The organism is Winogradskyella sp. MIT101101 (assembly GCF_047126865.1).
Taxonomy (GTDB): Bacteria; Bacteroidota; Bacteroidia; order Flavobacteriales; family Flavobacteriaceae; genus Winogradskyella; species Winogradskyella ouciana.
The window spans coordinates 686,537-710,243 of sequence record NZ_CP138982.1; the positions used below are offsets into that span (position 1 = coordinate 686,537).

The following is a 23,707-nucleotide window of genomic DNA, read 5'->3' on the forward strand; positions in this document are numbered from 1 at the left end:
GTTGGTTAAAGCAACATTGATTTCAAGCCGAGTCGCTATCGGTAGTTTGACGTGTTGCTTTCCTTTTGTAACAAAACCAAGTTTTAAGCTACCTATAGACAATTCAAAACCTTTAAAATGAAACGTATCTTATCTGCATTTGTTGCAACACTCATATCCATTTTTTCTATAAATGCCCAAGAATTGGAAAACTCCACGCTTTGGAAAATTGAAGGCAACGGTCTCGAAAACCCATCTTATCTTTTTGGTACAATTCATCTGACCTGTGATGCTACACTAGAAGACGACGTTAAAAGAGCTCTCGATGAAACATCTCAAATTGTATTAGAATTAGACATGGACGACCCAACCATGCAAACAAAATTAATGTCTGGCATTTATCTTTCGGAAGGTGAAAGCATAAAAGATTATGTTTCTGATAATGAATATAAAGCGATTGACTCGCTGCTCACCAACCAGTTAGGCATGCCATTAAAACTTATGGAAAACGTAAAGCCCTTTTTCTTGAGTTCTAGTTTATATCCAAAAATGCTAGATTGTCCTATGCAATCTTTTGAGCTTGAGTTTATGAAAGTTGCCAAAGAACAGAACGAAGACATTAAAGGATTGGAAACCGTCGAAGACCAACTCAAGGTATTTGACGAAATTCCGTTAAAGGACCAATATGCCGATTTAGTTAGAATGGCAGAAGACAATCTTCAATATGATAAAACAAGTTTTGCCAAAATGCTCGACATCTATAAAAAAGAAAACATTACAGAGCTATTAGAACTGATGAATGATGAAAACAATCTTACCGTTTCGGAGCATCAAGATATTCTATTAGATGAGCGAAACAAGAATTGGATATCAAAAATCACTGATTATGCTATAGAACAACCAACTTTTTTTGGTGTAGGCGCAGGGCATTTAGCGGGTAAAAACGGTGTGATTAATCTACTTAGAAATGCTGGCTATACAGTGACAGCAGTAGTTGAGTAAAGTTTACTCATTTTTAATAATTCACTCTCAGGCAATTAAGGTTTCAGATTGAACTTTTCGATGAAATGCACAATAAAATATGAGTTTTAACATACATTTTAACGGATAAATCGTTAATTTTACCGAGCTATTTAATTCCAACATTACTTAAGACACGATTAAGCTTGTCTGGTATTCCCTCAAACCGAAAGGGAATTACTATAGTTATTTTTTTGTCAAAACCCTACTTATAAATAAATGGAATTAAATAGATACATAGACCACACATTGTTGAGTCCAACAGCGACCGAAGCCGATATCCTTAATCTTTGCGATGAAGCATTAAAACACAACTTCTATTCTGTTTGTGTAAATAGTTGCTATGTCCCTATTGCAAAACAAGCCCTGGGAAGATCTAATGTTAAAATTTGTGCGGTTGTCGGGTTTCCTTTAGGAGCCATGTCCACCGAAGCTAAAATTTTTGAAGCCAAAAAAGCTATTGAAGACGGAGCCTCCGAGATTGATATGGTTATAAACATCGGACGCCTTAAAAGTAAAAACCATGTTGCCGTTCTAAAAGATATAAGCGATGTAAAACGTGCTATTGGACTAAATACCTTAAAAGTTATTCTAGAAATCAGCGAACTGTCTAAAAATGAAATCGTAAAAGCTTGCGAAATATGTATTGATGCCAGAGCTGACTTTGTAAAAACCTCAACTGGTTTCTCTACAAGTGGTGCTACTTTAACTGCCGTTAAAATCATGAAGAAGAGTGTTAAAGACCAATTGAAGATAAAAGCTTCTGGTGGTATTAGAGATGCTGAAACGGCTTTAAAGTATATTGAAATTGGTGTGCACAGAATAGGAACATCCTCTGGTGTTGCCATGTCAAATGAAGCCAATATTTTCAAGGCTTCATAAAACTTATTTAACAAACATTTAAAAAAAACATAGCGATTCTACTTTATATTTGAGAGAATTAATCAATCGCTCTCATTATGAAATCACTTCTCGCTACACTTTTGCTATTATTTTCATTTTCTGTTTTTGCTCAAGACACATCAGACAAAGCGCAAATTGAAACCACATTAAACAATTATTTAGATGGCTTTTACAAAGGGGACACGCTTAAACTAAAAGCAGCCTTAAAGCCTAGATTGTATAAGTTTGGCTATTGGAAGAACAAAGAGTCTGGAGAATACGAATATTATGACCAGATGACTTATGACAAGGCTATTGATTTTGCTAAGCGTATAAAGAAAAACAATCAGCAAAAGGGTGATGATGTGATTAGAAAAGCAGAAGTCTTAGAAATTAGCAACCATATTGCAGCAGCAAAGGTTATCGGTTTTTGGGGTGTGGATTATATGTTACTATCCAAGGAAGGCGGTAAATGGATGATAGAGCAAGTCATTTGGGAAGGACCTTTAGAGAAAACACATTTAGGAAAAACCACAACCTATTATTTAATAAGACATGCTGAAAAAGATACCTCAGATAAGGAGGATAAAGATCCACATTTATCGGAAGCAGGGAAAACTCGTGCTGATAAATGGGCCAAACATTTTGAAGGTATAGCCTTGGACGCTGTATATTCTACTAACTACAACAGAACCAAAGAAACAGCGACTCCAACAGCAAAGTCAAAAAACTTAGAGCTTACCTTTTATGATCCACGTAATATGGATGCCAAGGAATTTATGGCGCAAACCGAGGGGAAAACCGTTTTAATCGTTGGTCATAGTAATACTACTCCAATGTTTACAAATGCTATTTTAGGAAAAAAGAAATACGAAATGATGCAAGAAGATGACAACGCAAGTCTCTATAAAGTGACAGTGACAGAAGATGCTAAAACCTCTGAGCTATTAAAGATTAATTAAATCAACCCTAACATTTTCGAGTTCAATTTTAGAGAGTAGTTCCAACTGATTATTTTCAAAAGCTTTTCCCAAATTTTGAAGTTTCATGGATTTATCTTTGGGTTTATAATTGTTATAATCTACAAAGCGTAAGCTATTGACGTAACGTTCGTTATAGGCTGCCCTAAATCGCATTCCTTTTCCGTCAGCTTCGTTATACGAATAGGCTAAATAATCGACTTTAAAACTTTCTTTATCAATCCAATACAAAAAAACATCTTCATAATCCTCTCCTCCACCATTTTTATTAAAAGTGACTTGGATTTTGTAATAGTTTTTAGCTTTAATTTCTTCTTCTCCAATTAAGGTTTTGTTTACGGCTTTATCATTTAAACCATAAGGCAACACAGAAAAATAGTGCACTGAATTTACAGAAGCTGAGTATTTAGTAATCATCGAATCTGGAACGACCACATTAATCATATCATTCAATTTTCGTTCATAACCAGCATTAGTCAAAACGTCATAAATTGAGTCGTTGTTTGCATTAATAGTAACACGCATCAATAAGAAGTCTCCATGATTTCTTTTGGCATAGTAATGCCTATCTCTAAAGTCAAAGTTTATTTCCGATTTTTTAAAACTGTCACCACCAGCTACTTCAATAGACTTATTGATTATATCATCAGCAGATAAGTTCTCAACTTTTGATTCATTCTTACAGCCAAAAATCAAAACGACAAAAAATAAAAATGAAAATCGTTTCATATAGAAGTATTAAGTGCTTTCAGTCGCAAAAATAAAGATAAGTTTACAATATGTTTAACGTTCAAATCAAATCCAACTTTACATTATATACTTTACACTCCACACTTCAATACATTGCTCCTCTGCGCCTCTCCGAGAAAACTTCCAACTTCAGACTTCAAACTTCAAACTTACTTTACTACCTTTGCCATCCATGCAAAAAAAGGTCAACATACTCAACAAAAAAGCGAAATTCCAGTACGAGCTATTGGATAAATATACCGCTGGAATTGTACTTACTGGCACTGAGATTAAATCAATAAGAGCTGGCAAGGCTTCAATTGCTGAAGGGTTTTGTGAATTTAACGGCAGAGGTGAACTCTTTGTGATAAATATGACCATTCAAGAGTATGCTTTTGGTAACCACTACAACCATAAACCAAAGGCTGAGCGTAAACTTCTTTTGAATAAACGTGAGCTCAAAAAGCTAGAAAAAGAAGTCAACATTAAGGGTAATGCTATTATACCAACACGACTTTTTATCAACGATAAGGGTTTGGCAAAATTGGAAATTGCATTAGCAAAAGGAAAGAAACTCTACGATAAGCGCGAAACCATTAAAGACCGCGATAACAAGCGTAACTTAGACCGCATTAAGAAAAGTTTTCGATAACTTTAAGATTGTTATAACTTTCAGCAGTGTTTTTTTAATCTATGTTTGAAACTACATAGGCAACCTTTCATTATAAAATTGCGTCTATATTCATATAACCATCAATCAAACTCAATGAACAGACTATTACTCAGTATTGGCTTTCTTATCATCAGTTTTATAGCTTCGGCACAAGTTGTCGGTACCATTACAAACACCAAAGGCGAGCCCTTACCATTTGTAAATATTCTTATCGAAAACACTTACAAAGGTACTACCAGCAATGATGATGGCTATTACGAACTCAACATTACAGAACCAAAGACTTACACTATTATATATACGTATTTAGGCTACAAAACCGTGAGGGAAAAAGTGACCATCGAGAAATTTCCCTATACCATTGATGTCACACTACAAGAGGAATCGGTTTCCCTAGGTGAAGTGGTTATAGATGCAGAAGACAATCCTGCCAATGCCATTATGCGTCAAGCTATAGCAAATCGAAAGGAAAATCTTGAAAAAATACAATCTTTTGAAGCCAATTTCTATTCCAGAGGTTTGATAAAAATCAAGGACGCTCCCGAAAAAATATTAGGCCAGGAAGTTGGAGATTTAGGTGGTGGGCTGGATTCTACACGTAGCGGCATTATATATCTTTCTGAAACCATATCCAAAATCCAATTCTTAAGACCAGACAAGCTCAAGGAAAAAATCACAGCCTCTAAAGTCAGTGGAGATGATAACGGTTTTAGTTTCAATACTGCCATTGATGTGAATTATAATTTTTACAATAATACAGTTGAATTTGGCAATGAAATCGTTTCTCCTATTGCCAATAACGCCTTTGGGTATTATCGCTACAAGCTAGAAGGTGTGTTCTATGACGAGCGTGGTAATCTTATCAATAAAATAAATGTGATTCCTAAACGTGAAAACGACCCAGTCTTTTCCGGAACAATCTATATAGTTGAGGATCAATGGACTATTTATGCTTTAGAACTGGATATCACTGGTGTACAAGCTCGTATTCCTGTTGTGGACATTATTTCACTGAAGCAAAGTTTTTCGTATTCTGAAGCTATTGATATGTGGGCAGTGATTTCGCAAAGCATCGATTTTAAATACCAATTTTTGGGTATAAAAGGTGATGGGCGTTTTACGGCAGTTTATAGTGATTATGAATTTAATACAGGACTTACTAAAGCAGATTTCGGGCGAGAAATTGTGGCTTTTGAAAACGAGGCCAATAAGAAGGATTCACTATTCTGGAAAACTCTAAGGCCAGTACCTTTAACTATTGAAGAACGTACGGATTACATCAAAAAGGATAGTATTCAAATTGTGAAGGAATCTAAACCCTATCTTGATTCTATTGATCGAGCCAATAATAAATTCAAATTAGGAAGTATCTTGGGCTACACCTATCAAAATTCGCATAAGGATTTTCGAGCTGGATGGGATATTCCAACTGTTCCTCAGTTTAATACGGTTCAAGGCTACACAGCAAAAGCAAATCTGTTCTACATCAAAAATTATGACGAATTTAAACGCTTTTTTAGAGCCAATGCTAATTTAGAATATGGATTTTCTGACGAGCGTTTAAGGGCAACAGGTTCCTTAACTTATAAATTCAACAATATAAGCCGACGGTTTTTAACGCTTTCGGGAGGTGTGAGTGCAGAACAGTTTAATCCTTCAGAACCAATTTCACCACTTATCAATAGTGTTAGCACCTTGTTTTTTGAAGACAACTATATGAAACTGTATGATAGAAGTTTTTTACAGCTCAGCTATTCCGAAGAATTGTTTAATGGTTTTAGGTTTTACACCACCTTAAGCTACGACAGACGAAAAGCACTCTTCAACACTACAGATCAAGTCTTTATCAATGAAGACGATGATATGTACACGAGTAATAATCCATTGGATGAAACCGCTTATGGAGTGGCTCCTTTTGAAACCCATAATATTCTAAAAGCCAATGTGACGGCGCAAATCAACTTTGGACAAGAGTATCTCAGTTATCCTGATAGTAAATTCAATATTAGAAATGACGCCTTCCCTACTCTGGTCTTGAGTTACGAAAAAGGCTTTGGCGCCACCAATAGCGATTATAATTTTGACCAAGTCAAAGCAAGATTGTATCAATCTTTTAACATCGCTGATAAAGGACGGTTTAGATACAACCTAAGAGCAGGCAAGTTTTTTAATGCTGATGATATCGCCTTTGTGGACTACCAACACTTTAATGGTAACCAAACCCATGTGAGTACAGAAGGCAATTATACCAATATCTTCAACAACTTACCATATTATGCTGGCAGTACCAATGATGCTTATTTAGAAGCACATGCAGAGCACGATTTTAATGGTTTTATTTTAGGAAAAGTACCTTTGCTGAACAAGCTCAACTTTAATTTGGTTGTCGGAGCACATTTATTGGCCACAACAGATTTTAAGCCTTACCAAGAATACAGCATAGGAGTCGATAATATAGGTTGGGGAAAATGGCGTTTCTTAAGAGTGGATTACATCCGTTCGTACCAAAGTGGATTTCAAAGTGATGCTATTTTGTTTGGGCTGAAATTCTTTTAAATTTATCAAGTTGTCATTCCTGCATAGGCAGGAATCTATCATATGAATAAAATCAATAATCATGAAAAAATATATCCTTTTACTATTTCTATTTGCTTCAATTAGCCTTCCAGCACAAGAAGAAGAAACCAAAGACTACAGTAAAAACGTCGCTACATTAGACAGCACCATCGAAACTTTATATTCGGTTATCTCTGGTGATGCTGGGATTGAGCGCGATTGGGATTTGTTTAAACATCTGTTTCACAAAAACGCGAAGCTCATTCCAACAGGTAAAACCCAAGAAGGTGAGACAATAGCACGTTATATGACACCAGATGATTATATAAAATCCTCTGGGAAATGGCTGTTTGAAAACGGTTTTCACGAGGTGGAAATTAAACGAGAAACAGACACCTTTGGAAACATTACCCAGGTATTCAGCACCTACGAATCCTTTAAAAACAAAGACGACGAAAAGCCTTTTATGCGAGGCATCAATAGCATCCAATTAATGAACGATGGAGAACGCTGGTGGATTATCAATATCTACTGGATGCAGGAGACTAAAGAGAATCCAATTCCTGAGGAGTATTTGCCTAAGAATTGATGATGTTGATTGTCATTCCTGCGAAGGCAGGAATCCACCTTAAAAATAGATTCCTCATCAAGTGCGGAATGACAAAATTTGTAGAATTAGTCTTAAAAACCTATTTGAGGTCTAACAATAACTCCTTACTTTTATAACAAGAAAAACACCACACACCGATGATATTCAAATCCACTTCAAGCCTAATCATAGCATTAGCAATTTCAATCCTAAGCTTTGCCCAAACCACTACAGAAAACGCTAAGCCCATTTTTAAGGATGGGGAAGCTCAAATCGTAGAAGCCTTCAATAACCCAGATAATTGGTTAAGACACGATCTTTGGGTTGAAACCGAATTTGATACCGATGGAGATGGAGAAAAAGACAGAATGCATGTTTCGGTAACTAGACCAGAACAAACCGAAACAGAAGGCTTAAAACTTCCTGTCATTTATGTCACAAGCCCATACTTTGCTGGAGTTGCAGCCGATGCGCCTGGGACAATGTGGGATGTAAAACATGAGCTAGGAGGTAAATCAAAAGAACGTTTCCACCCAGAAGTAAAGCGACGCGGTGAACGACCAATCATTTCAAATTCACACATTAGAAAATGGGTGCCACGAGGCTATATTGTGGTTCACTCTTCATCACCAGGAACAGGTTTATCTGACGGAGCGCCAACCATTGGTGGTAAAAACGAATCTTTAGCTCCTAAAGCGGTAATCGATTGGCTAAATGGACGTGCAAAAGGTTATACGGAGCGTAATGGCAACGAAGAAGTTAAAGCTTATTGGACTACAGGAAAAGTTGGTATGACAGGTACATCTTATAACGGAACTTTACCATTAGCTGCTGCCACAACTGGTGTTGAAGGTTTAGAAGTCATAATTCCTATTGCGCCAAATACTTCCTATTATCATTACTATCGTTCACACGGATTGGTACGTTCGCCTGGTGGTTATTTAGGTGAAGATATAGATGTACTATACGATTTTGTGCATAGTGGAGATGAAGATAAGCGTGCACACAACAATAAAGTAGTACGAGATACCGAAATGATGGACAATATGGACCGACAGACTGGTGATTACAATGATTGGTGGGCTGGTCGTGATTATTTGAACCAAATGGATAATATGAAAGCCGCAATGCTAATGTCTCATGGTTTTAACGACTGGAACGTGATGCCAGAACACAGTTACAGAATATATAAAGCAGCAAAGGACAAAGGCTTAACAACACAAATTTATTATCACCAAAATGGTCATGGTGGACCACCTCCTACTTCAATGATGAACAAATGGTTTACTAAATATCTGCATGGTGTAGATAATGGTGTTGATAAAGAAAAACACAAAGCTCATATCGTAAGAGAACATGATGACAGGCAACAACCAACTGCATATGCAGATTATCCAAATCCGAGTGCCACACACGTTACGTTAAGGCTTACACCAGGTGGTAATGGTGTTGGAGGGTTATCCTTAGATGATACAGCAGAAGTTGGAGAAACCTTAATCGACGATGTGTCATTTTCTGGAAAAGATTTGGCAACTGCTAAAAGTTCTGAAAACAGATTGTTATACGTAACGCCAGTATTAAAAAACGACCTCCATATATCAGGTGTACCTAAAGTGAGTATCACGCTTTCTAGCAACAAATCAGCTGCAAATCTATCTGTTTGGTTGGTTTCGTTGCCATGGCAAGAAGGAAGTGATGTGAAAATTACCGACAACATCATTACGCGTGGATGGGCAGATCCGAAGAACTATAAATCTCTAACAGAAGAAGAGGATTTGGTACCAGGCCGTTCTTACAGTCTTACTTTCGATTTGCAACCAGACGACCAAATCATTAAGGCTGGTCAACAAATCGGGTTAATGATTTTTTCTAGTGATCAGGAGTTTACACTGCACCCACAACCAGGTACAGAGTTGACAATTGAGTTAGACAAAACAAAGTTGGTGTTACCAATAGTTGGTGGCGAAGAAGCGTATAAAAAGTTTGTTGATTAATTTTTATCCTCTAACAAGGGTACAAATCGGAACTCGCCAAGCTCATGTTTTTCAAATTCCTTTGGACCTTTTCTAATAAATAAGGTCATGACTTGCACGTCATCACCAACAGGAATTACTAAGCGTCCGTTAATTGCTAACTGGCTCAATAATGGTTTAGGCACAAATGGTGCACCAGCCGTAACAATAATACTATCAAACGGTGCTTCCTCTGGCAAACCTTTGTAGCCATCTCCAAAAATGAGCTTTTTTGCTCTATAGCCTATTTTTGGTAAGAATTTAGAGGTTTTTTTGAATAGCTCTTGTTGTCGTTCAATACTATAAACTTTAGCTCCAAGCTCAATCAATACAGCACATTGATAACCACTTCCTGTTCCGATTTCCAAAACTTTATCACCAGGCTTCACTTGTAACAATTCCGACTGAAAAGCCACCGTATAAGGTTGGGAAATAGTTTGATCTGCAGCAATAGGAAACGCTTTATCGACATAAGCATGGTCTAAAAATCCAGAATCCATAAAAAGATGTCTCGGAATTTTACCAATGGCTTTTAAAACCGCTTCATCCTTAATACCCTTTGTTGTAAGAGTTTCAACCAATTGCTGTCGCATCCCTTGATGCTTAAATGTATCTTTCAAATCTTAGTTTAGTTTCTCGCTAAATTAATTGAAAGAAAAGCAAAATCCAATCCTAAATTTGAATTATTGAATTCACAGTATTTTATATTTTCTTTTTTAAATTTCTGATTCAAAACGCCTATTTTTGTTAAAAACTGAAAAACATGCTAAAAGCTGGTGTTCTTGGTGCTGGTCACCTTGGTAAAATTCATCTTAGACTACTAAAACAATCTACAAAATATGAGCTTGTAGGTTTTTATGATGCTGACCCAGAAAACGCCAAACGTGTTGTTGAAGAGTACGGTTACACGTATTTTGATTCCATTGATGATTTAATCGATGCTGTTGATGTTGTAGATATTGTAACTCCTACCCTTTCACATTACGATTGTGCCAAAAAAGCCATTAAAAAAGGGAAGCACATATTTATAGAAAAACCTATTACCAATACGGTTGAAGAAGCTGAAACCATAAGAACATTGGTTGCAGAACATGGAGTTAAAGGACAAGTTGGTCATGTAGAGCGTTTCAACCCTGCATTTATTGGTGTAAAGGATAAGATTGAAAATCCGATGTTTATTGAAACCCATCGTTTGGCTGAGTTTAATCCTCGTGGTACAGATGTGCCAGTGGTATTGGATTTAATGATTCATGATATTGATATTATCCTTAGTGTGGTAAATTCGCCTGTAAAGCATATTTCTGCCAGTGGAGTTTCTGTTGTAAGTGAAACGCCAGATATTGCCAATGCACGTATTGAATTTAAAAATGGTTGTGTTGCCAATCTTACCGCAAGTCGTATTTCACTAAAAAATATGCGTAAAACAAGATTCTTTCAAAAGGATGCCTATATCTCGGTTGATTTTCTTGAAAAGAAATGTGAAGTCGTTAAAATGAAAGATGCACCTGAAAATCCAGGTGATTTTGATATGATTCTTCAAAATGCGGAAGGGGTAAAAAAGCAAATCTATTTTGACAATCCCGAAATTGAAAACAACAACGCCATTTTAGACGAGCTCGAAACTTTTGCAGATGCGATTAACAACAACACAAAGCCAGTCGTGACATTACACGATGGCACTGAAGCATTGCGTGTAGCGAATATGATTATTAATCAGTTTTAAAACAAAACGTCATTACGAAGATTACTGAGATTAAAATATATTTTGATTGAAAGTATATGGCGTAGCCAATGACTGAAGTAATCTTTTTAATTGAAACTCAATTTTTATTTTAAATTATTATACAAACAGATTGCCACGACTTTAGAAAAGTCTCGCAATGACAAATACATTATAAATGAAAAACATAGCAGTAATAGGAGCAGGAACAATGGGAAACGGAATTGCCCACACTTTTGCTCAATCTGGATTTAAAGTTAACCTTATTGATATTAGTGAAGCTTCACTAGAAAAAGGCATGGCTACCATTTCTAAAAATCTTGATAGAATGGTTGCTAAAGAAAAAATTTCTGAAGCTGACAAATCAGAAACCCTTGGTAACATAGAAACGTTTACCGATTCAGGATCTGGAGTACAGAATGTCGATTTGGTTGTAGAAGCTGCAACCGAAAACGTAGACCTCAAACTCAAAATCTTTAAGCAACTAGATGACATTTGTGGTGAAGATACCATCTTGGCAACGAACACGTCTTCCATTTCCATTACACAAATAGCAGCTGCAACCTCTAGACCAGAAAAGGTTATCGGGATGCACTTTATGAACCCAGTACCAATAATGAAATTGGTAGAAATCATTCGTGGTTATAATACAAGTGACGAAGTCACAAAAACCATTATGGATTTATCTAAAACCTTAGGTAAAATCCCAACGGAAGTTAATGATTATCCTGGATTTGTAGCCAATCGTATTTTAATGCCAATGATCAACGAATCTATTGAAACACTTTACAACGGAGTTGCAGGTGTTGAAGAGATTGATACCGTTATGAAGCTAGGTATGGCACATCCAATGGGCCCATTACAGTTGGCGGATTTCATAGGTCTTGATGTATGTTTATCAATTTTGAATGTAATGTACGATGGATTTAAAAATCCTAAATACGCACCTTGTCCATTATTAGTTAATATGGTTCAGGCTGGCAAACTAGGTGTTAAATCTGGTGAAGGTTTTTATGATTATTCCGAAAGTAGAAAGGCAGAGAAAGTCTCTAAGCAGTTTGTAAAGTGATAAGTGTCTAGTGTCTAGTGTCTAGTGTCTAGTGTCTAGTGTCTAGTGTCTAGTGAAAAGTATTATATTTAATCATGAAGGTTCAAGATTTATTGGCTTATAAAAAAGGGTTCAAATTGGCTATGGATATTTATCATATTTCAAAATCTTTTCCAAAAGAAGAAACCTATTCTCTAACAGACCAAGTTAGGCGTTCCTCTCGAAGTGTTTGTGCTAATCTATCTGAATCCTACAGAAAAAGACGTTATCAAAAACACTTTATCAGTAAACTTACAGACAGCGACGCAGAAAATGGAGAAACCCAAACATGGTTGGAATTTGCTCTAGCGTGCGAGTATATTTCTACAGAGCAATTTAAAGAACTATATAATGCATCAGAGGAAGTCGCTAAACTTTTAAATTACATGATATTAAATCCTAAAAAATTCGGTTCAAACTAATATAAACCAATACTTAATACTTTTTACTTTACACTCCACACTTCATACTAAATGCATGGCAAAAATTATCCCATTTAAAGCCGTAAAACCAACAAGAGCCATAGTTGGCTTGGTTGCGGCGCGTCCTTACCAGAGTTACACAGTAGATGAGCGCGAATCTCGAATGGATTATAATCCTTATAGTTTTCTTCATATTGTAAATCCTGGCTATAAGTATGCCCAAGAAGTCATCGGGAAGGAACGGTATAGGTTGGTAAAAAATCGCTACGAGGAATTTAAGGAAGATGGTGTATTTGTTCAAGAAAAAAAACCTTCACTGTATGTCTATAAAATCGTAAATAGACACGGACAAGAATTTAACGGCATTATCGCTGCAACAAGTGCTGAAGATTACGAAAATGATGTCATTAAAAAGCACGAAGATACCATTGCCAAACGTGAGCAAACCTTTAAAACCTACCTTAAAACCGTTGGTTTTAATGCAGAGCCAGTACTCCTCACCTACCCAGACAATGATTTAATTTCTTCCATAATTAAAAATGCTCAAAAAGGTCATGCCATTTTTGAATTTACAATGACCTACAGAGATACGCATTATCTCTGGAAAATTGATGATGAAGATACCATTAGGACAATTCAAGGTGAGTTTGAACAAATGGAAACCATTTACATAGCAGATGGTCATCATAGATCTGCCTCATCGTATTTGTTGTATAAAGACGAAAAAGAAAAGAACTCGAACCATGATGGAAGTGAGTCTTATAATTTCTTTATGTCGTATTTAATTCCGGAATCGGATTTGGTCATTCATGAATTTAACCGGTTGGTTACCGATTTAAATGGACTTACTAAAGAAGAGTTTCTCATAAAACTAGATGAGTGTTATCGAATAGAAAACAGAGGTATTATGCCATACAAACCTTCTAAACCTCATCATTTTAGCATGTACTTAGATGGTGAGTTTTATTCTTTATATTTAAGGAAGACCAATTACCAGTTCAACAACGCTTTAGATGAGCTAGATGCGCAATTATTATACAAAACTATATTGCAACCCATTTTAGGTATTGAAGATCTTCGTAATGACAATCGCATAGAGTATGTCAATGGTCAGCACGAGATGATTACCATAAAAAGCAGTGTGGACAGTGGCGCCTTTGTGGTTGGTTTTGGTATGTGCCCATCTAATGTTGAACAAATGAAGCAAATTGCTGACGAAGGCTTAAAAATGCCACCAAAAAGCACTTATATATTACCTAAACTAAGAAGCGGAATAACAATTTATGAGTATTAAAGAGAACTTACAAAATATTAAATCTACCATACCAGAACAAGTTACTCTAGTTGCGGTTTCAAAAACCAAACCTATTAGTGATTTGATGGAAGCCTACAACGCAGGTCAACGCATTTTTGGAGAAAACAAAATTCAGGAAATGGTTGATAAGTATGAGGACATGCCAAAGGATGTTGAATGGCACATGATTGGTCATGTACAACGTAACAAGGTGAAGTATATGGCTGAGTTTGTGAGTTTAATTCATGGTGTAGATAGCTTCAAACTATTGAAAGAGATCAACAAAAGAGCCAAAAGTCATGATAGGGTTATAGATTGTTTACTTCAAATTAAAATTGCTGAAGAAGATAGCAAATTTGGGATGTCAGCTAAGGATGCTTCTTCCCTACTTCAATCTGAAGCATTTTCAGAATTAAAAAATATTAGGATTGTTGGCCTCATGGGAATGGCGACGTTTACAGATGACATGAAACAAGTAGAAAGTGAATTTAAATTTTTAAAGTCCACCTTTGATGCGCTAAAACCACTGCAAACAGAAAACTGCCAACTGCAAACTATATCTATGGGCATGAGCGGTGACTACCAGTTAGCTATTGATTGCGGCAGTAATATGATCAGAGTTGGAAGCAGCATCTTTGGAGCTAGAAATTATAATTAATATTCTTATACGGATAGCATTTACTTTTTTAACTTAGTGCTTTATTAGTAAACTCCCAATTTTAGAATTATATACGCAATACTAGACATAGAAACCACAGGTGGTAAGTATAATGAAGAAGGTATCACAGAGATAGCAGTTTACCAATTTGATGGTCATAAAGTCACCGATCAATTTATTTCCTTAGTAAATCCTGAGCGTGAAATTCAACCCTTTGTTGTTAATCTTACAGGTATAAATTCTAACATGCTCAAAAATGCGCCTAAATTCTATGAAGTCGCCAAACGCATTGTAGAAATCACGGAAGACTGCATCATCGTGGCTCATAATGCCGATTTTGATTATCGCATTCTTAAAACAGAATTTAAACGTCTTGGTTTTCCCTTTAAACGCAAAACACTTTGCACAGTAGAACTGTCACAACAGCTTATGCCAGATATGGAATCCTACAGTTTAGGTAAGCTGACACGAGCGCTAGGTATACCTGTAAGTGATAGGCACAGGGCGAATGGAGATGCCATGGCTACTGTGAAGTTATTTAAAATGCTGTTGAATAAGGATACTAGCAAAAAGATTATAAAGGATGCTGTAAAAATTGAACAGAAGTCAAAATTAGCACCGAATCTTAAAGAAATAACAGAAGATTTACCAAGCGATACAGGAGTATACTATATCCATGACGCGCAAGGCAATATTATATATATTGGCAAGAGTAACAACATTAGAAAACGAATTATACAACACTTTACTAATAAAAATTCTAAATCGAAGAAAATACAAGTACAGGTCAATGCTGTTACTTATGAAAAAACCGGTAGTGAACTCGTTGCTCTCCTAAAGGAAAGTGAAGAAATAAAGAAAAACAAACCTATATTAAATAGAGCTTTAAAACGTAATCGATTTACTCAAGGTCTTTATAGTTTTGTTGATGAAAATGGATACGTTAATCTTAGGATTAGTCATATTAAGCCTAACGAAAAACCAATAACGACGTTCACCAATAGAAAAAGTGGTATTTTTTTTATGAACAGAATGGTTGAAGTGTACGAGCTGTGTAACAAACTCTGTGGCATAGACAAATCTATAACAAATTGTTTTAATTATGGAATTGAAAGTTGCCATGGTGCTTGCATAGGTGGTGAAACACCTGAAGATTACAACAAAAGAGCTAATGAAGTCATCCTAAAAAACAGTTATGATAATAAAGATATGATACTTATTGATAAGGGGAGAGATGTGCATGAAAAAAGTGTAATACTTATTGAAGATGGTATTTTTAAAGGTATTGGTTTTTTTGATCTTAATCACCAGATAAACAATCGCGAAATACTTGAATCACTTATCACACCGATGCAAAATAATAGGGACACACAGCATATCATACAGAGCTATATGCGCAGAAATAAACGACTAAAAATCATAGAACTACAAAACGCATGAAATTAAAATTTACGCTGCTTACAATTCTTTTTTCCTCATTTTGCTTTGCCCAAAACTACAATGTAGCTATGCAGGTTTCTAAAAGTGACTTAGAATATACATCTTATGCAAAAGATTCAACTGCAAATGCACTGGTCATATATGATTATGGTAATAGTTTTGTTGATGAAGAAACATTCTGGCTTAGGTTTCAGCTTGAGCAAAAAATAAAAATCCTAAGAAAAGAAGGTATTGAACGTGGTGAAGTTGAAGTAAAACTTTATAAAGGCAAATCCTCTAAAGAAAAAATTCTTAAAATAAGAGGCGCTACCTATAATCTAGAAAATGGTAAAACAGTGAAAACTGAATTAACCCAAGATGCTATTTTTGAAGAAGAAAATGAAAATTACACCTTAGTAAAGTTTGTCTTACCCAATGTAAAAGTTGGAAGTGTTATTACTTACAGCTATGAAACACAATCTCGTTTTATGTCTAAGTACCAGCCTTGGTATTTTCAAGGTCCGGATCCTGTATTATATAGTGAATATAACACCAGCATCCCAGGTAATTACGAATATAACATAAAGCTTGTAGGTTCTATACCATTAGAGGTTAACGAAACAAGCTTAAAAAAGAACTGTATTGATCTAAGAGGAGATGTTGGTGCTGACTGTGCTATAGCTAAATATGTAATGAAAAATATTCCTGCTTATAAACCAGAAGGTTTCACTACTACACCACTCAACTATATAGCAAGAATTGAATACGAACTAAGCGTGATAAGAGGATTTGATGGAAGTGTTGATAAGCTCACAAAAACTTGGGCAGATGTTGACAAGGAACTAAAATCGGACAAAGATTTCGGAAGGCAAATCAGCAAAAAAAGTCTTGCGAAAAATATACTCCCAGACGATATAACTTCAATGCCTGATAATTTAGAAAAAGCTAAGGCCATTCATCAATTTGTTTTGGATAATTACAAATGGAACCAAAAATATGAGAGACATGAAGTATCTGTAAAAAATACAGTTAAAGAAAAAATCGGAAATGCTTTTGAAATCAATTTGCTATTGGAAAACCTATTATCTTCCGAAGGTTTCAAAGTCTTTCCTATTTTAGTGTCTACTCGTGGTAATGGTTTTGCTACCAAGATCTATCCCGTTTTAACAGATTTCAACTATTTAATTTTAAAAACCACCATAGATGGCAAAGATTACTTTTTAGATGCCACTGAACCGTACTTGTCTTTTGGCGAATTACCGTTTAGAGTACTTAATCAATATGGAAGGTTAATGGATTTAGAAGATGGTAGTTATTGGGAGGATATTGAGATAAAAGATTATTCCACAAGGCTACACACCATACAAATTGACTCATTTGAAGAAGATGTTTTTGGAGGTGTTATAGAAAGTAAGTCTACAGGATACCAAGCCCATGATCTAAAACGTATGTATACTGAAAACTCTCAAACATACAAGGAACAGAGAGCTGATAAGTATACGGAAATCAGTATTGAAGAGCATAATGTTTCTGACTTAGAAAAAAACAGTTATGATTTTGAAGAGGAAATACACTTTACCTTAGAACCAGAGTTTATTGGTAATAAAATTTATTTAAATCCTTTTATTATAAAATTCTTTGAAGAGAACCCATTTAAATTACAAGAGCGCACCTACCCGATAGACTTTGGTTATAAAGACACCTATACCTATATTATGAATATAGACTTGGGAGACGACTTAAATATTTTAGAGATTCCTGGTTCTGTTAACTATGCACTACCAAACAAATCAGGTACATTTTTATTTAATGTTGAAAATAAAGACAATCAGTTAACATTATATTTTAAAGTAAAATTTGATAAGGCTATCTATGCTCCAGAATTTTATGATTACCTTAAAACGTTTATGGATACTGTTGTTGAGACACAAAATAATACGGTAATAGTCCTAGAGAAAATCTAAACTTTTCTTTTTGTATTTTTAAAACGTGGAAAACGACAACAAACATACTTGGAAAACCAAACTGCATGAGATAATTTATGAAGCTGATACTAGAGCTGGAAAATTATTTGATATCATTTTGCTCATTGCTATTCTCGCTAGTATTGTTTTAGTAATGCTAGAAAGCATTAGCAGTTTTGATGAAAAGTATCACGCTTTTTTAAATGTAAGTGAATGGGTTATTACCATATTGTTTACTATAGAATATATAGTTCGTATTATTACAGTAAACAAGCCTATAAAGTATATTACAAGTTTTTATGGTATCGTTGATCTTTTATCAACTATACCTAAATATTTATCACTATTTTTCGTAGGGTCTCAAGCACTTGTTGCCTTACGTGCTTTGCGTCTACTGAGAATATTCAGAATTTTAAAATTGGCACGTTACCTTGGCGCATCAAACCAATTGGCAAGTGCCATTAAAGCCAGTAGAGCAAAAATTTCAGTCTTTTTATTTGCCGTAATTATTGCCTCTGTAATTTTTGGTACCATAATGTATTTAGTGGAAGGAGCTGCCAGTGGCTTTACAAATATCCCAAAAAGTGTTTATTGGTGTATTGTAACCTTAACTACTGTTGGTTTTGGAGATATTGCACCTGTGACTCCTTTAGGGCAATTTATTGCAGCGGTGATTATGGTTATGGGTTATGGTATTATTGCTGTGCCTACCGGAATTGTTTCTGCTGAATATACTAAAGCCACTAACAGCAAGGATAAAATTACTAAAGAAGAAGAAACGCAGTTAAAAACAGTAACACTTAACACGCAATGCTGTGCTAATTGTCTTGCGGTAAAACATCAAGATGGTGCAGAGTTCTGCCATAAATGCGGATGTAAGTTACACTATGACTAACACACTCATTTCCATAGTTGGGCCTACAGCTATTGGCAAAACAGCTCTAAGTATCAAACTGGCTCAACATTTTAATACCAAAATAATTTCTGCCGATTCTCGTCAGTTTTATAAAGAAATGAATATTGGTACCGCTGTACCATCTGCTGAAGAATTGAGCGCAGTAAACCATCATTTCATTCAACATAAATCCATTAAAGATATCTATACGGTTGGAGATTTTGAACGTGATGCAATTTCTGCAATTAAAGATATTCACCAAAATAATCCTGTCGCCGTTATGGTTGGTGGTTCTGGTTTATATGTAAAAGCCGTTACAAAGGGATTGGATGATTTTCCTGATGTAAACGCAAACATTAGGATAGAACTCAATAAAAGATTTGAAGATATTGGAATAGAATCTTTACAAAACCAACTTAAAGAATTAGACCCAGTTGCTTACAAAATCATTGCTATTGATAACCCACAACGCTTGGTTAGAGCCTTAGAAATTTGTATTGGCACTGGGAAACCATACTCATCATTTTTAACCAATCCTGAAAAGAAGCGACAGTTTAAAACCATAAGCATTGGGCTTAAGGCAGAGCGCCAAACCATATACGATAGAATCAACCAGCGTGTTGATATAATGATCGAAAACGGACTATTGGAAGAAGCTGAAAGTTTGTTGCCTTATAAAAATTTAAACGCACTGAATACAGTTGGCTACAAGGAATTGTTTCAATATTTTGAAGGTAATTCTACCTTGGATTTTGCAATTTCAGAAATAAAGAAAAACACCAGACGTTTTGCCAAACGGCAATTAACTTGGTTCAAAAAAGACGATAGTATAGTGTGGTTTGATTTTGAAACCGATGTGAATAAAATAATTAGCTATATTGAAAAACAGCTATAAAAAAACCCAACTTAACAAGTTGGGTTTTTTCTTTTTTTATTTGTCGTTACCGTTAACTACCAATCTAAATCCTTCACCATGAATATTTAGTATTTCAACTTTTGGATCTGGTTTTAAGTATTTACGAAGCTTAGCAATATAAACATCCATGCTTCGTGAAGTAAAGTAGTTATCATCTCTCCATATCTTGGTCAATGCTAACTCTCTTGGCATTAAGTCATTTTCATGTAGTGCCAACAAGCGTAACAATTCGTTTTCTTTTGGAGATAATTTTGTTGGTTCACCACCATCAAACTTTAAGAAACGTAGTTTAGAATTTAAATCAAAACGACCTATCTTAAATTCAAACTGTTTACTATCTGCAACAGAATCTGTTGCTTTACGTTGCATAATGGCTTTTATCTTCATTAATAAGACTTCGCTATCAAACGGTTTGTTTAGATAATCATCCGCACCAACCTTATAGCCCTTAAGCACATCTTCTTTCATGGCTTTTGCCGTTAAAAAGATAATTGGTACGTCTGTATTTTTCTCACGAATTTCTTTTGCCAGTGTAAATCCATCCTTATAAGGCATCATTACATCTAAGATACAAAGATCGTAATCGTCTTTTTTGAACTTTTCAAAACCTTCCATTCCATTCTTGGCATGGACAACGTCGTAATCGTTCATCATTAAATAATCTTTTAAAACGGTTCCAAAGTTTGGATCGTCTTCTACCAAAAGAATTTTCTTGTTTTGTTCTTCCATGATTCGTTTTTATGATATTAACGGCAACTTTATAATAAAAGTACTGCCTTTTCCTTTTTCACTTTCTACTGATATATGACCTTGATGATCATCTACTATTCGTTTTACATAAGCTAATCCAAGCCCATGCCCTTTTACATTATGTACATTACCTGTATGTTCTCTGTAAAATTTTTCGAACACACGTTTTGCAACTTGCTTAGACATACCATTTCCTTGATCTGCTATCTTTAATATAACATTATTACCGATATTTTCGGTATAAACATCAATTTTAGGTACATCGTCCGAGTACTTAATGGCATTATCTAATATATTGACTATCACATTTGTAAAATGTGTTTCGTTAGCCAAAACTGATGACATGGCAGCATTTAAATGTGTTTTTACATAACCTTTTCTATCCTCAACTATTAATTCTACATGTGTAATAGCATCTTCAATTAAGTCGTGTAACTCAATACGCTCTTTACTAATATTAAGCTCGTTCTTTTCTAACTTAGAAATACGCAACACATTTTCTACTTGTGCGTGCATGCGTTTGTTCTCATCCTTTATCATTCCTAAATAACGCTTTACCTTATCTTGGTCGCTAATTATCTTAGGGTTTCTTATGGCATCTAACGCTAAATTTATAGTTGCTATTGGCGTTTTAAACTCATGCGTCATATTATTGATAAAATCCGTCTTTATCTGCGATATTTTTCGCTGTTTTATCAATTGGTGAATAGCACTAGAGAATGCCAAAATGATAATACCCGTAAAAACAATAGACAATACCACCATCCACATTATTGAAGACAATAGGTATTTTTTTCTATTGGGAAAATCTACATAAAGCGTGTAATTGCTTTCGTTGTTATTGTCTAAAAAGACTGGTATCCCAACGGTTGTTTCTGGGTTTTTATCAAAATTCAAGGTTTGAATCTTAGTCGCCAAGTCATCATCATATATCGCAAAATCAAAGTCTAGATCTATACCTTCGCTACGCAACTCCCGTTCTAACATATTTTCTACAAATGGTATCGATACCCTTCTATGAATTGGCACATCTTTAAGAAGCGTCTTAAAAGTGGCTTCATATATTTGCTTTTCAATTTCTGGTAATCTAGAATATTCTACCAAACGTCGTTGTGGTTTTATACTCAGATCATTCTCACTTAGCCTTCTATTACTAAAATACTCTGTCACACGCTCGTTAGTAAAACTAGGAACATCTATGCTGTCTGCATCAATTTCAAAGAACAATGAGGGCACCTTAAAGCGTTCCTCTAAAACCGTATTTCTATGAATTATGGTTTCGTCATTAACGTCATCTTCTGTGGTGATATACAATTGCCTGAGTATTGTTGAATCCGGCACTTTGTTATCTGCAATAAAAGGTTGAATAAAACTAGTGTATTTCTTGAGCTCAAATTCTTCTATATCCCTCGACACAAAACTGAGCGCTCTTGTAACACTTAACGTAAAATTCTTTTCCTCATTTTCTAAACTATTATTAATAAAAAATGATTGCACAAAGATTATACCAATGAGCGATAGACTCATTAATACCACCAATAAGATGAATAGCTTTTTGCCCATCAGCCAAATTTAACATTTTAACATTTAGCACAAATTAGGTTTAACCTTACATTAACAAAAGCAGAGTAAGGTTATTTAATTTTTTTAAGGATAGATTCATGGATTTCTGCAGCCTGTTGCTTTGCCACATTTAAATCGTTATTAACAATGACAAAATCTGATTTCTCAATCTTCTCATAATCAGTTAATTGATTTTCTATTATCGCTATTATTCTTTCCTTAGAAACATTATCTCTATGCATTACTCTTTCTATCCTCAAATCTTCGTCAGCAACAACAGTAATAATATAGTCGTATTGATTCTCCATGTTGTTTTCAAAAATAATTGCAGCTTCTTTTATAACATAAGGACTTTCCTGCTTTTTTAACCAGCGCTTAAAGTGTGAGGCCACTTTGGGATGAACAATAGCATTCATCTTAACTAAAAGTTGTTTATCATTAAAAATTTTTGAAGCGAGATAAGGTCTATTTAGTATATCGTCTTTGTATGCAGATTTACCAAATAATTGAATTAGTTTTCGTTTTATAACCTTAGAGCGATTCATTAATGCCTTTGCCTCCTCATCCGCAATATATACAGGTATGCCAAAAGATTGAAACTCTTTGCCTATAGTGGTTTTACCACTACCTATACCACCTGTAAGACCAACTACTATCATCTTATAATTTAATAAAGTCTATACGCTTTTGCTTCATAGCTGTACGTTTAACGAACTCTGGTTTTTTAACAATTTTTGGAACAAGAAACGATTGGTCATCTCCTAAAGCCTCATAATCGCATTCTACTCTAAAATCTGAAGCGTCAATAGCATTATAATTATCTAAATCTACATAATATGTAATTGTCACCGTCTTTGGGAAATAATTAATTTCAACATTATCTGGTTTATTTATTATTGTTATCGGACATTCAATTGTGCCCTCTGTAAACCGTTTAACTTCTGCTTTTACGCTTATATTTTTAGGAAAGATCTCAATATCTTGTAACCTCTCAAAATTTAAACTTCTGCTAATGTTAGAATTGACCTCTTGTTGACTTAACTCTTCTGTAGATATTGATTGTATTTCATTTACTTTCTCTGATGACCCAACAACTTTAACGCTATCTATGCTTAATTCATAATCGCCTATGATATCATATCCGGCAGCAAAATCAACACTGGTTTTTAAAACTACAGGAACATACTTTGATGCTCTTGTTGAATAAGACAACAGCAAAGTATCTGGTTTCAGGGACAATACTTTGTAAGCAGAGCCAAGTTGTCCTTCTATTAAAAACCTGTGTTTTTGTACATCAAAAATGTAATAATCTGGCATTGTCACTATATCTGTCTTTGCGTCCAAAACCACCTCTTTAGAATCCTTAAAAACAAATGGTATTAAGGCAAACCCTTTGGCTTCTATTAAAGCTTCCATGGTGTTTAATGAGTCGTTATTCAGAATAATTTCATCATCAATATTTATCAGGTTTACTTTTAAGTTTATAGTCTGTTTGTAATCATTAGAAAGTTTAGAAAAAATAAGAAACACAAAAGCTATAACCACAAATAGACTAAAGCGCTTAACATTTCGTCGCTTTAGATACTCAGATATTTTCAT

The 23,707-nt window shown here is 34.9% G+C and carries 22 protein-coding genes; 16 read left to right on the forward strand and 6 right to left on the reverse strand.

Annotation, left to right across the window (positions count from 1 at the left end):
* Nucleotides 1-117 precede the first annotated feature (117 nt).
* The 3 genes from SIB89_RS03150 to SIB89_RS03160 all read left to right on the forward strand — a co-directional run bounded on the left by SIB89_RS03150 (nucleotide 118) and on the right by SIB89_RS03160 (nucleotide 2,843).
* Entirely contained in the window at nucleotides 118-981 is an 864-nt protein-coding gene (locus SIB89_RS03150; RefSeq protein WP_412561133.1) for a TraB/GumN family protein, read from the forward strand.
* Between the two features lie 237 nt (nucleotides 982-1,218).
* Nucleotides 1,219-1,881: a deoxyribose-phosphate aldolase gene (gene deoC / locus SIB89_RS03155; RefSeq protein WP_155087218.1), complete on the forward strand. Its 663-nt coding sequence runs from the start codon at nucleotides 1,219-1,221 to the stop codon at nucleotides 1,879-1,881.
* Between the two features lie 77 nt (nucleotides 1,882-1,958).
* Nucleotides 1,959-2,843: a histidine phosphatase family protein gene (locus tag SIB89_RS03160; RefSeq protein ID WP_412561134.1), complete on the forward strand. Its 885-nt coding sequence runs from the start codon at nucleotides 1,959-1,961 to the stop codon at nucleotides 2,841-2,843.
* Here SIB89_RS03160 and SIB89_RS03165 read toward each other — a convergent pair.
* Nucleotides 2,829-3,590: a DUF6503 family protein gene (locus tag SIB89_RS03165; protein ID WP_412561135.1), complete on the reverse strand. Its 762-nt coding sequence runs from the start codon at nucleotides 3,588-3,590 to the stop codon at nucleotides 2,829-2,831. The genes SIB89_RS03160 and SIB89_RS03165 overlap by 15 nt on opposite strands.
* A 193-nt stretch (nucleotides 3,591-3,783) precedes the next feature.
* Between SIB89_RS03165 and smpB the strand changes: the two genes are divergently transcribed.
* From smpB to SIB89_RS03185, 4 genes are all read left to right on the forward strand, one after another.
* Entirely contained in the window at nucleotides 3,784-4,242 is a 459-nt protein-coding gene (gene smpB, locus SIB89_RS03170) for an SsrA-binding protein SmpB (protein ID WP_412561136.1), read from the forward strand.
* A 114-nt stretch (nucleotides 4,243-4,356) separates the two neighbouring features.
* The gene (locus SIB89_RS03175; RefSeq protein WP_412561137.1) at nucleotides 4,357-6,819 is read left to right on the forward strand and encodes a DUF5686 and carboxypeptidase regulatory-like domain-containing protein; all 2,463 of its coding nucleotides are present in this window, start codon (nucleotides 4,357-4,359) and stop codon (nucleotides 6,817-6,819) included.
* A 61-nt stretch (nucleotides 6,820-6,880) separates the two neighbouring features.
* Nucleotides 6,881-7,408: a hypothetical protein gene (locus SIB89_RS03180; protein ID WP_412561138.1), complete on the forward strand. Its 528-nt coding sequence runs from the start codon at nucleotides 6,881-6,883 to the stop codon at nucleotides 7,406-7,408.
* Nucleotides 7,409-7,566: 158 nt separating this feature from the next.
* Nucleotides 7,567-9,402 carry a Xaa-Pro dipeptidyl-peptidase gene (locus SIB89_RS03185; RefSeq protein WP_412561139.1) on the forward strand — a complete coding sequence of 612 codons (1,836 nt, stop codon included), beginning with the start codon at nucleotides 7,567-7,569 and terminating at the stop codon, nucleotides 9,400-9,402.
* On the opposite strand, the gene SIB89_RS03190 is transcribed toward SIB89_RS03185, so the two are convergent.
* On the reverse strand, nucleotides 9,399-10,040 hold the full coding sequence (locus SIB89_RS03190; RefSeq protein WP_412561140.1) for a protein-L-isoaspartate(D-aspartate) O-methyltransferase: 642 nt from the start codon (nucleotides 10,038-10,040) through the stop codon (nucleotides 9,399-9,401). The two genes, SIB89_RS03185 and SIB89_RS03190, sit on opposite strands and share 4 nt — an antisense overlap.
* Before the next feature lie 143 nt (nucleotides 10,041-10,183).
* On the opposite strand from SIB89_RS03190, the gene SIB89_RS03195 reads away from it, so the two are divergent.
* The 9 genes from SIB89_RS03195 to miaA all read left to right on the forward strand — a co-directional run bounded on the left by SIB89_RS03195 (nucleotide 10,184) and on the right by miaA (nucleotide 19,774).
* Complete coding sequence (locus SIB89_RS03195; protein WP_412561141.1) at nucleotides 10,184-11,143, forward strand: Gfo/Idh/MocA family protein; 960 nt, start codon at nucleotides 10,184-10,186, stop codon at nucleotides 11,141-11,143.
* 175 nt (nucleotides 11,144-11,318) lie between these two features.
* Entirely contained in the window at nucleotides 11,319-12,209 is an 891-nt protein-coding gene (locus SIB89_RS03200) for a 3-hydroxyacyl-CoA dehydrogenase family protein (protein WP_155087208.1), read from the forward strand.
* A gap of 74 nt (nucleotides 12,210-12,283) precedes the next feature.
* Nucleotides 12,284-12,649, forward strand: coding sequence for a four helix bundle protein (locus tag SIB89_RS03205; protein WP_273289869.1), 366 nt, complete (start codon nucleotides 12,284-12,286; stop codon nucleotides 12,647-12,649).
* Nucleotides 12,650-12,704: 55 nt separating this feature from the next.
* Nucleotides 12,705-13,943, forward strand: a complete 1,239-nt coding sequence (locus SIB89_RS03210; protein WP_412561142.1) for a DUF1015 domain-containing protein — start codon at nucleotides 12,705-12,707, stop codon at nucleotides 13,941-13,943.
* Nucleotides 13,933-14,601 carry a YggS family pyridoxal phosphate-dependent enzyme gene (locus SIB89_RS03215; RefSeq protein ID WP_412561143.1) on the forward strand — a complete coding sequence of 223 codons (669 nt, stop codon included), beginning with the start codon at nucleotides 13,933-13,935 and terminating at the stop codon, nucleotides 14,599-14,601. The genes SIB89_RS03210 and SIB89_RS03215 overlap by 11 nt, the downstream gene beginning before the upstream one ends.
* A 69-nt stretch (nucleotides 14,602-14,670) precedes the next feature.
* Nucleotides 14,671-16,041: an exonuclease domain-containing protein gene (locus SIB89_RS03220; RefSeq protein ID WP_412561878.1), complete on the forward strand. Its 1,371-nt coding sequence runs from the start codon at nucleotides 14,671-14,673 to the stop codon at nucleotides 16,039-16,041.
* On the forward strand, nucleotides 16,038-17,984 hold the full coding sequence (locus SIB89_RS03225; protein ID WP_412561144.1) for a DUF3857 domain-containing protein: 1,947 nt from the start codon (nucleotides 16,038-16,040) through the stop codon (nucleotides 17,982-17,984). The genes SIB89_RS03220 and SIB89_RS03225 overlap by 4 nt, the downstream gene beginning before the upstream one ends.
* Before the next feature lie 25 nt (nucleotides 17,985-18,009).
* Nucleotides 18,010-18,879, forward strand: coding sequence for an ion transporter (locus SIB89_RS03230; RefSeq protein ID WP_273289865.1), 870 nt, complete (start codon nucleotides 18,010-18,012; stop codon nucleotides 18,877-18,879).
* Nucleotides 18,872-19,774, forward strand: coding sequence for a tRNA (adenosine(37)-N6)-dimethylallyltransferase MiaA (gene miaA, locus SIB89_RS03235; protein WP_412561145.1), 903 nt, complete (start codon nucleotides 18,872-18,874; stop codon nucleotides 19,772-19,774). The genes SIB89_RS03230 and miaA overlap by 8 nt, the downstream gene beginning before the upstream one ends.
* Nucleotides 19,775-19,810: 36 nt before the next feature.
* Here miaA and SIB89_RS03240 read toward each other — a convergent pair whose 3' ends face one another.
* From SIB89_RS03240 to SIB89_RS03255, 4 genes are all read right to left on the reverse strand, one after another.
* Nucleotides 19,811-20,524, reverse strand: coding sequence for a response regulator transcription factor (locus tag SIB89_RS03240; RefSeq protein ID WP_155087202.1), 714 nt, complete (start codon nucleotides 20,522-20,524; stop codon nucleotides 19,811-19,813).
* 9 nt (nucleotides 20,525-20,533) lie between these two features.
* Nucleotides 20,534-22,108, reverse strand: a complete 1,575-nt coding sequence (locus tag SIB89_RS03245) for a sensor histidine kinase (protein WP_235898257.1) — start codon at nucleotides 22,106-22,108, stop codon at nucleotides 20,534-20,536.
* A 71-nt stretch (nucleotides 22,109-22,179) separates the two neighbouring features.
* Entirely contained in the window at nucleotides 22,180-22,767 is a 588-nt protein-coding gene (coaE, locus tag SIB89_RS03250) for a dephospho-CoA kinase (RefSeq protein WP_412561146.1), read from the reverse strand.
* A 1-nt stretch (nucleotide 22,768) separates the two neighbouring features.
* Nucleotides 22,769-23,707 (reverse strand): hypothetical protein, encoded by a 939-nt coding sequence (locus SIB89_RS03255; protein WP_412561147.1) that lies wholly within the window; start codon nucleotides 23,705-23,707, stop codon nucleotides 22,769-22,771.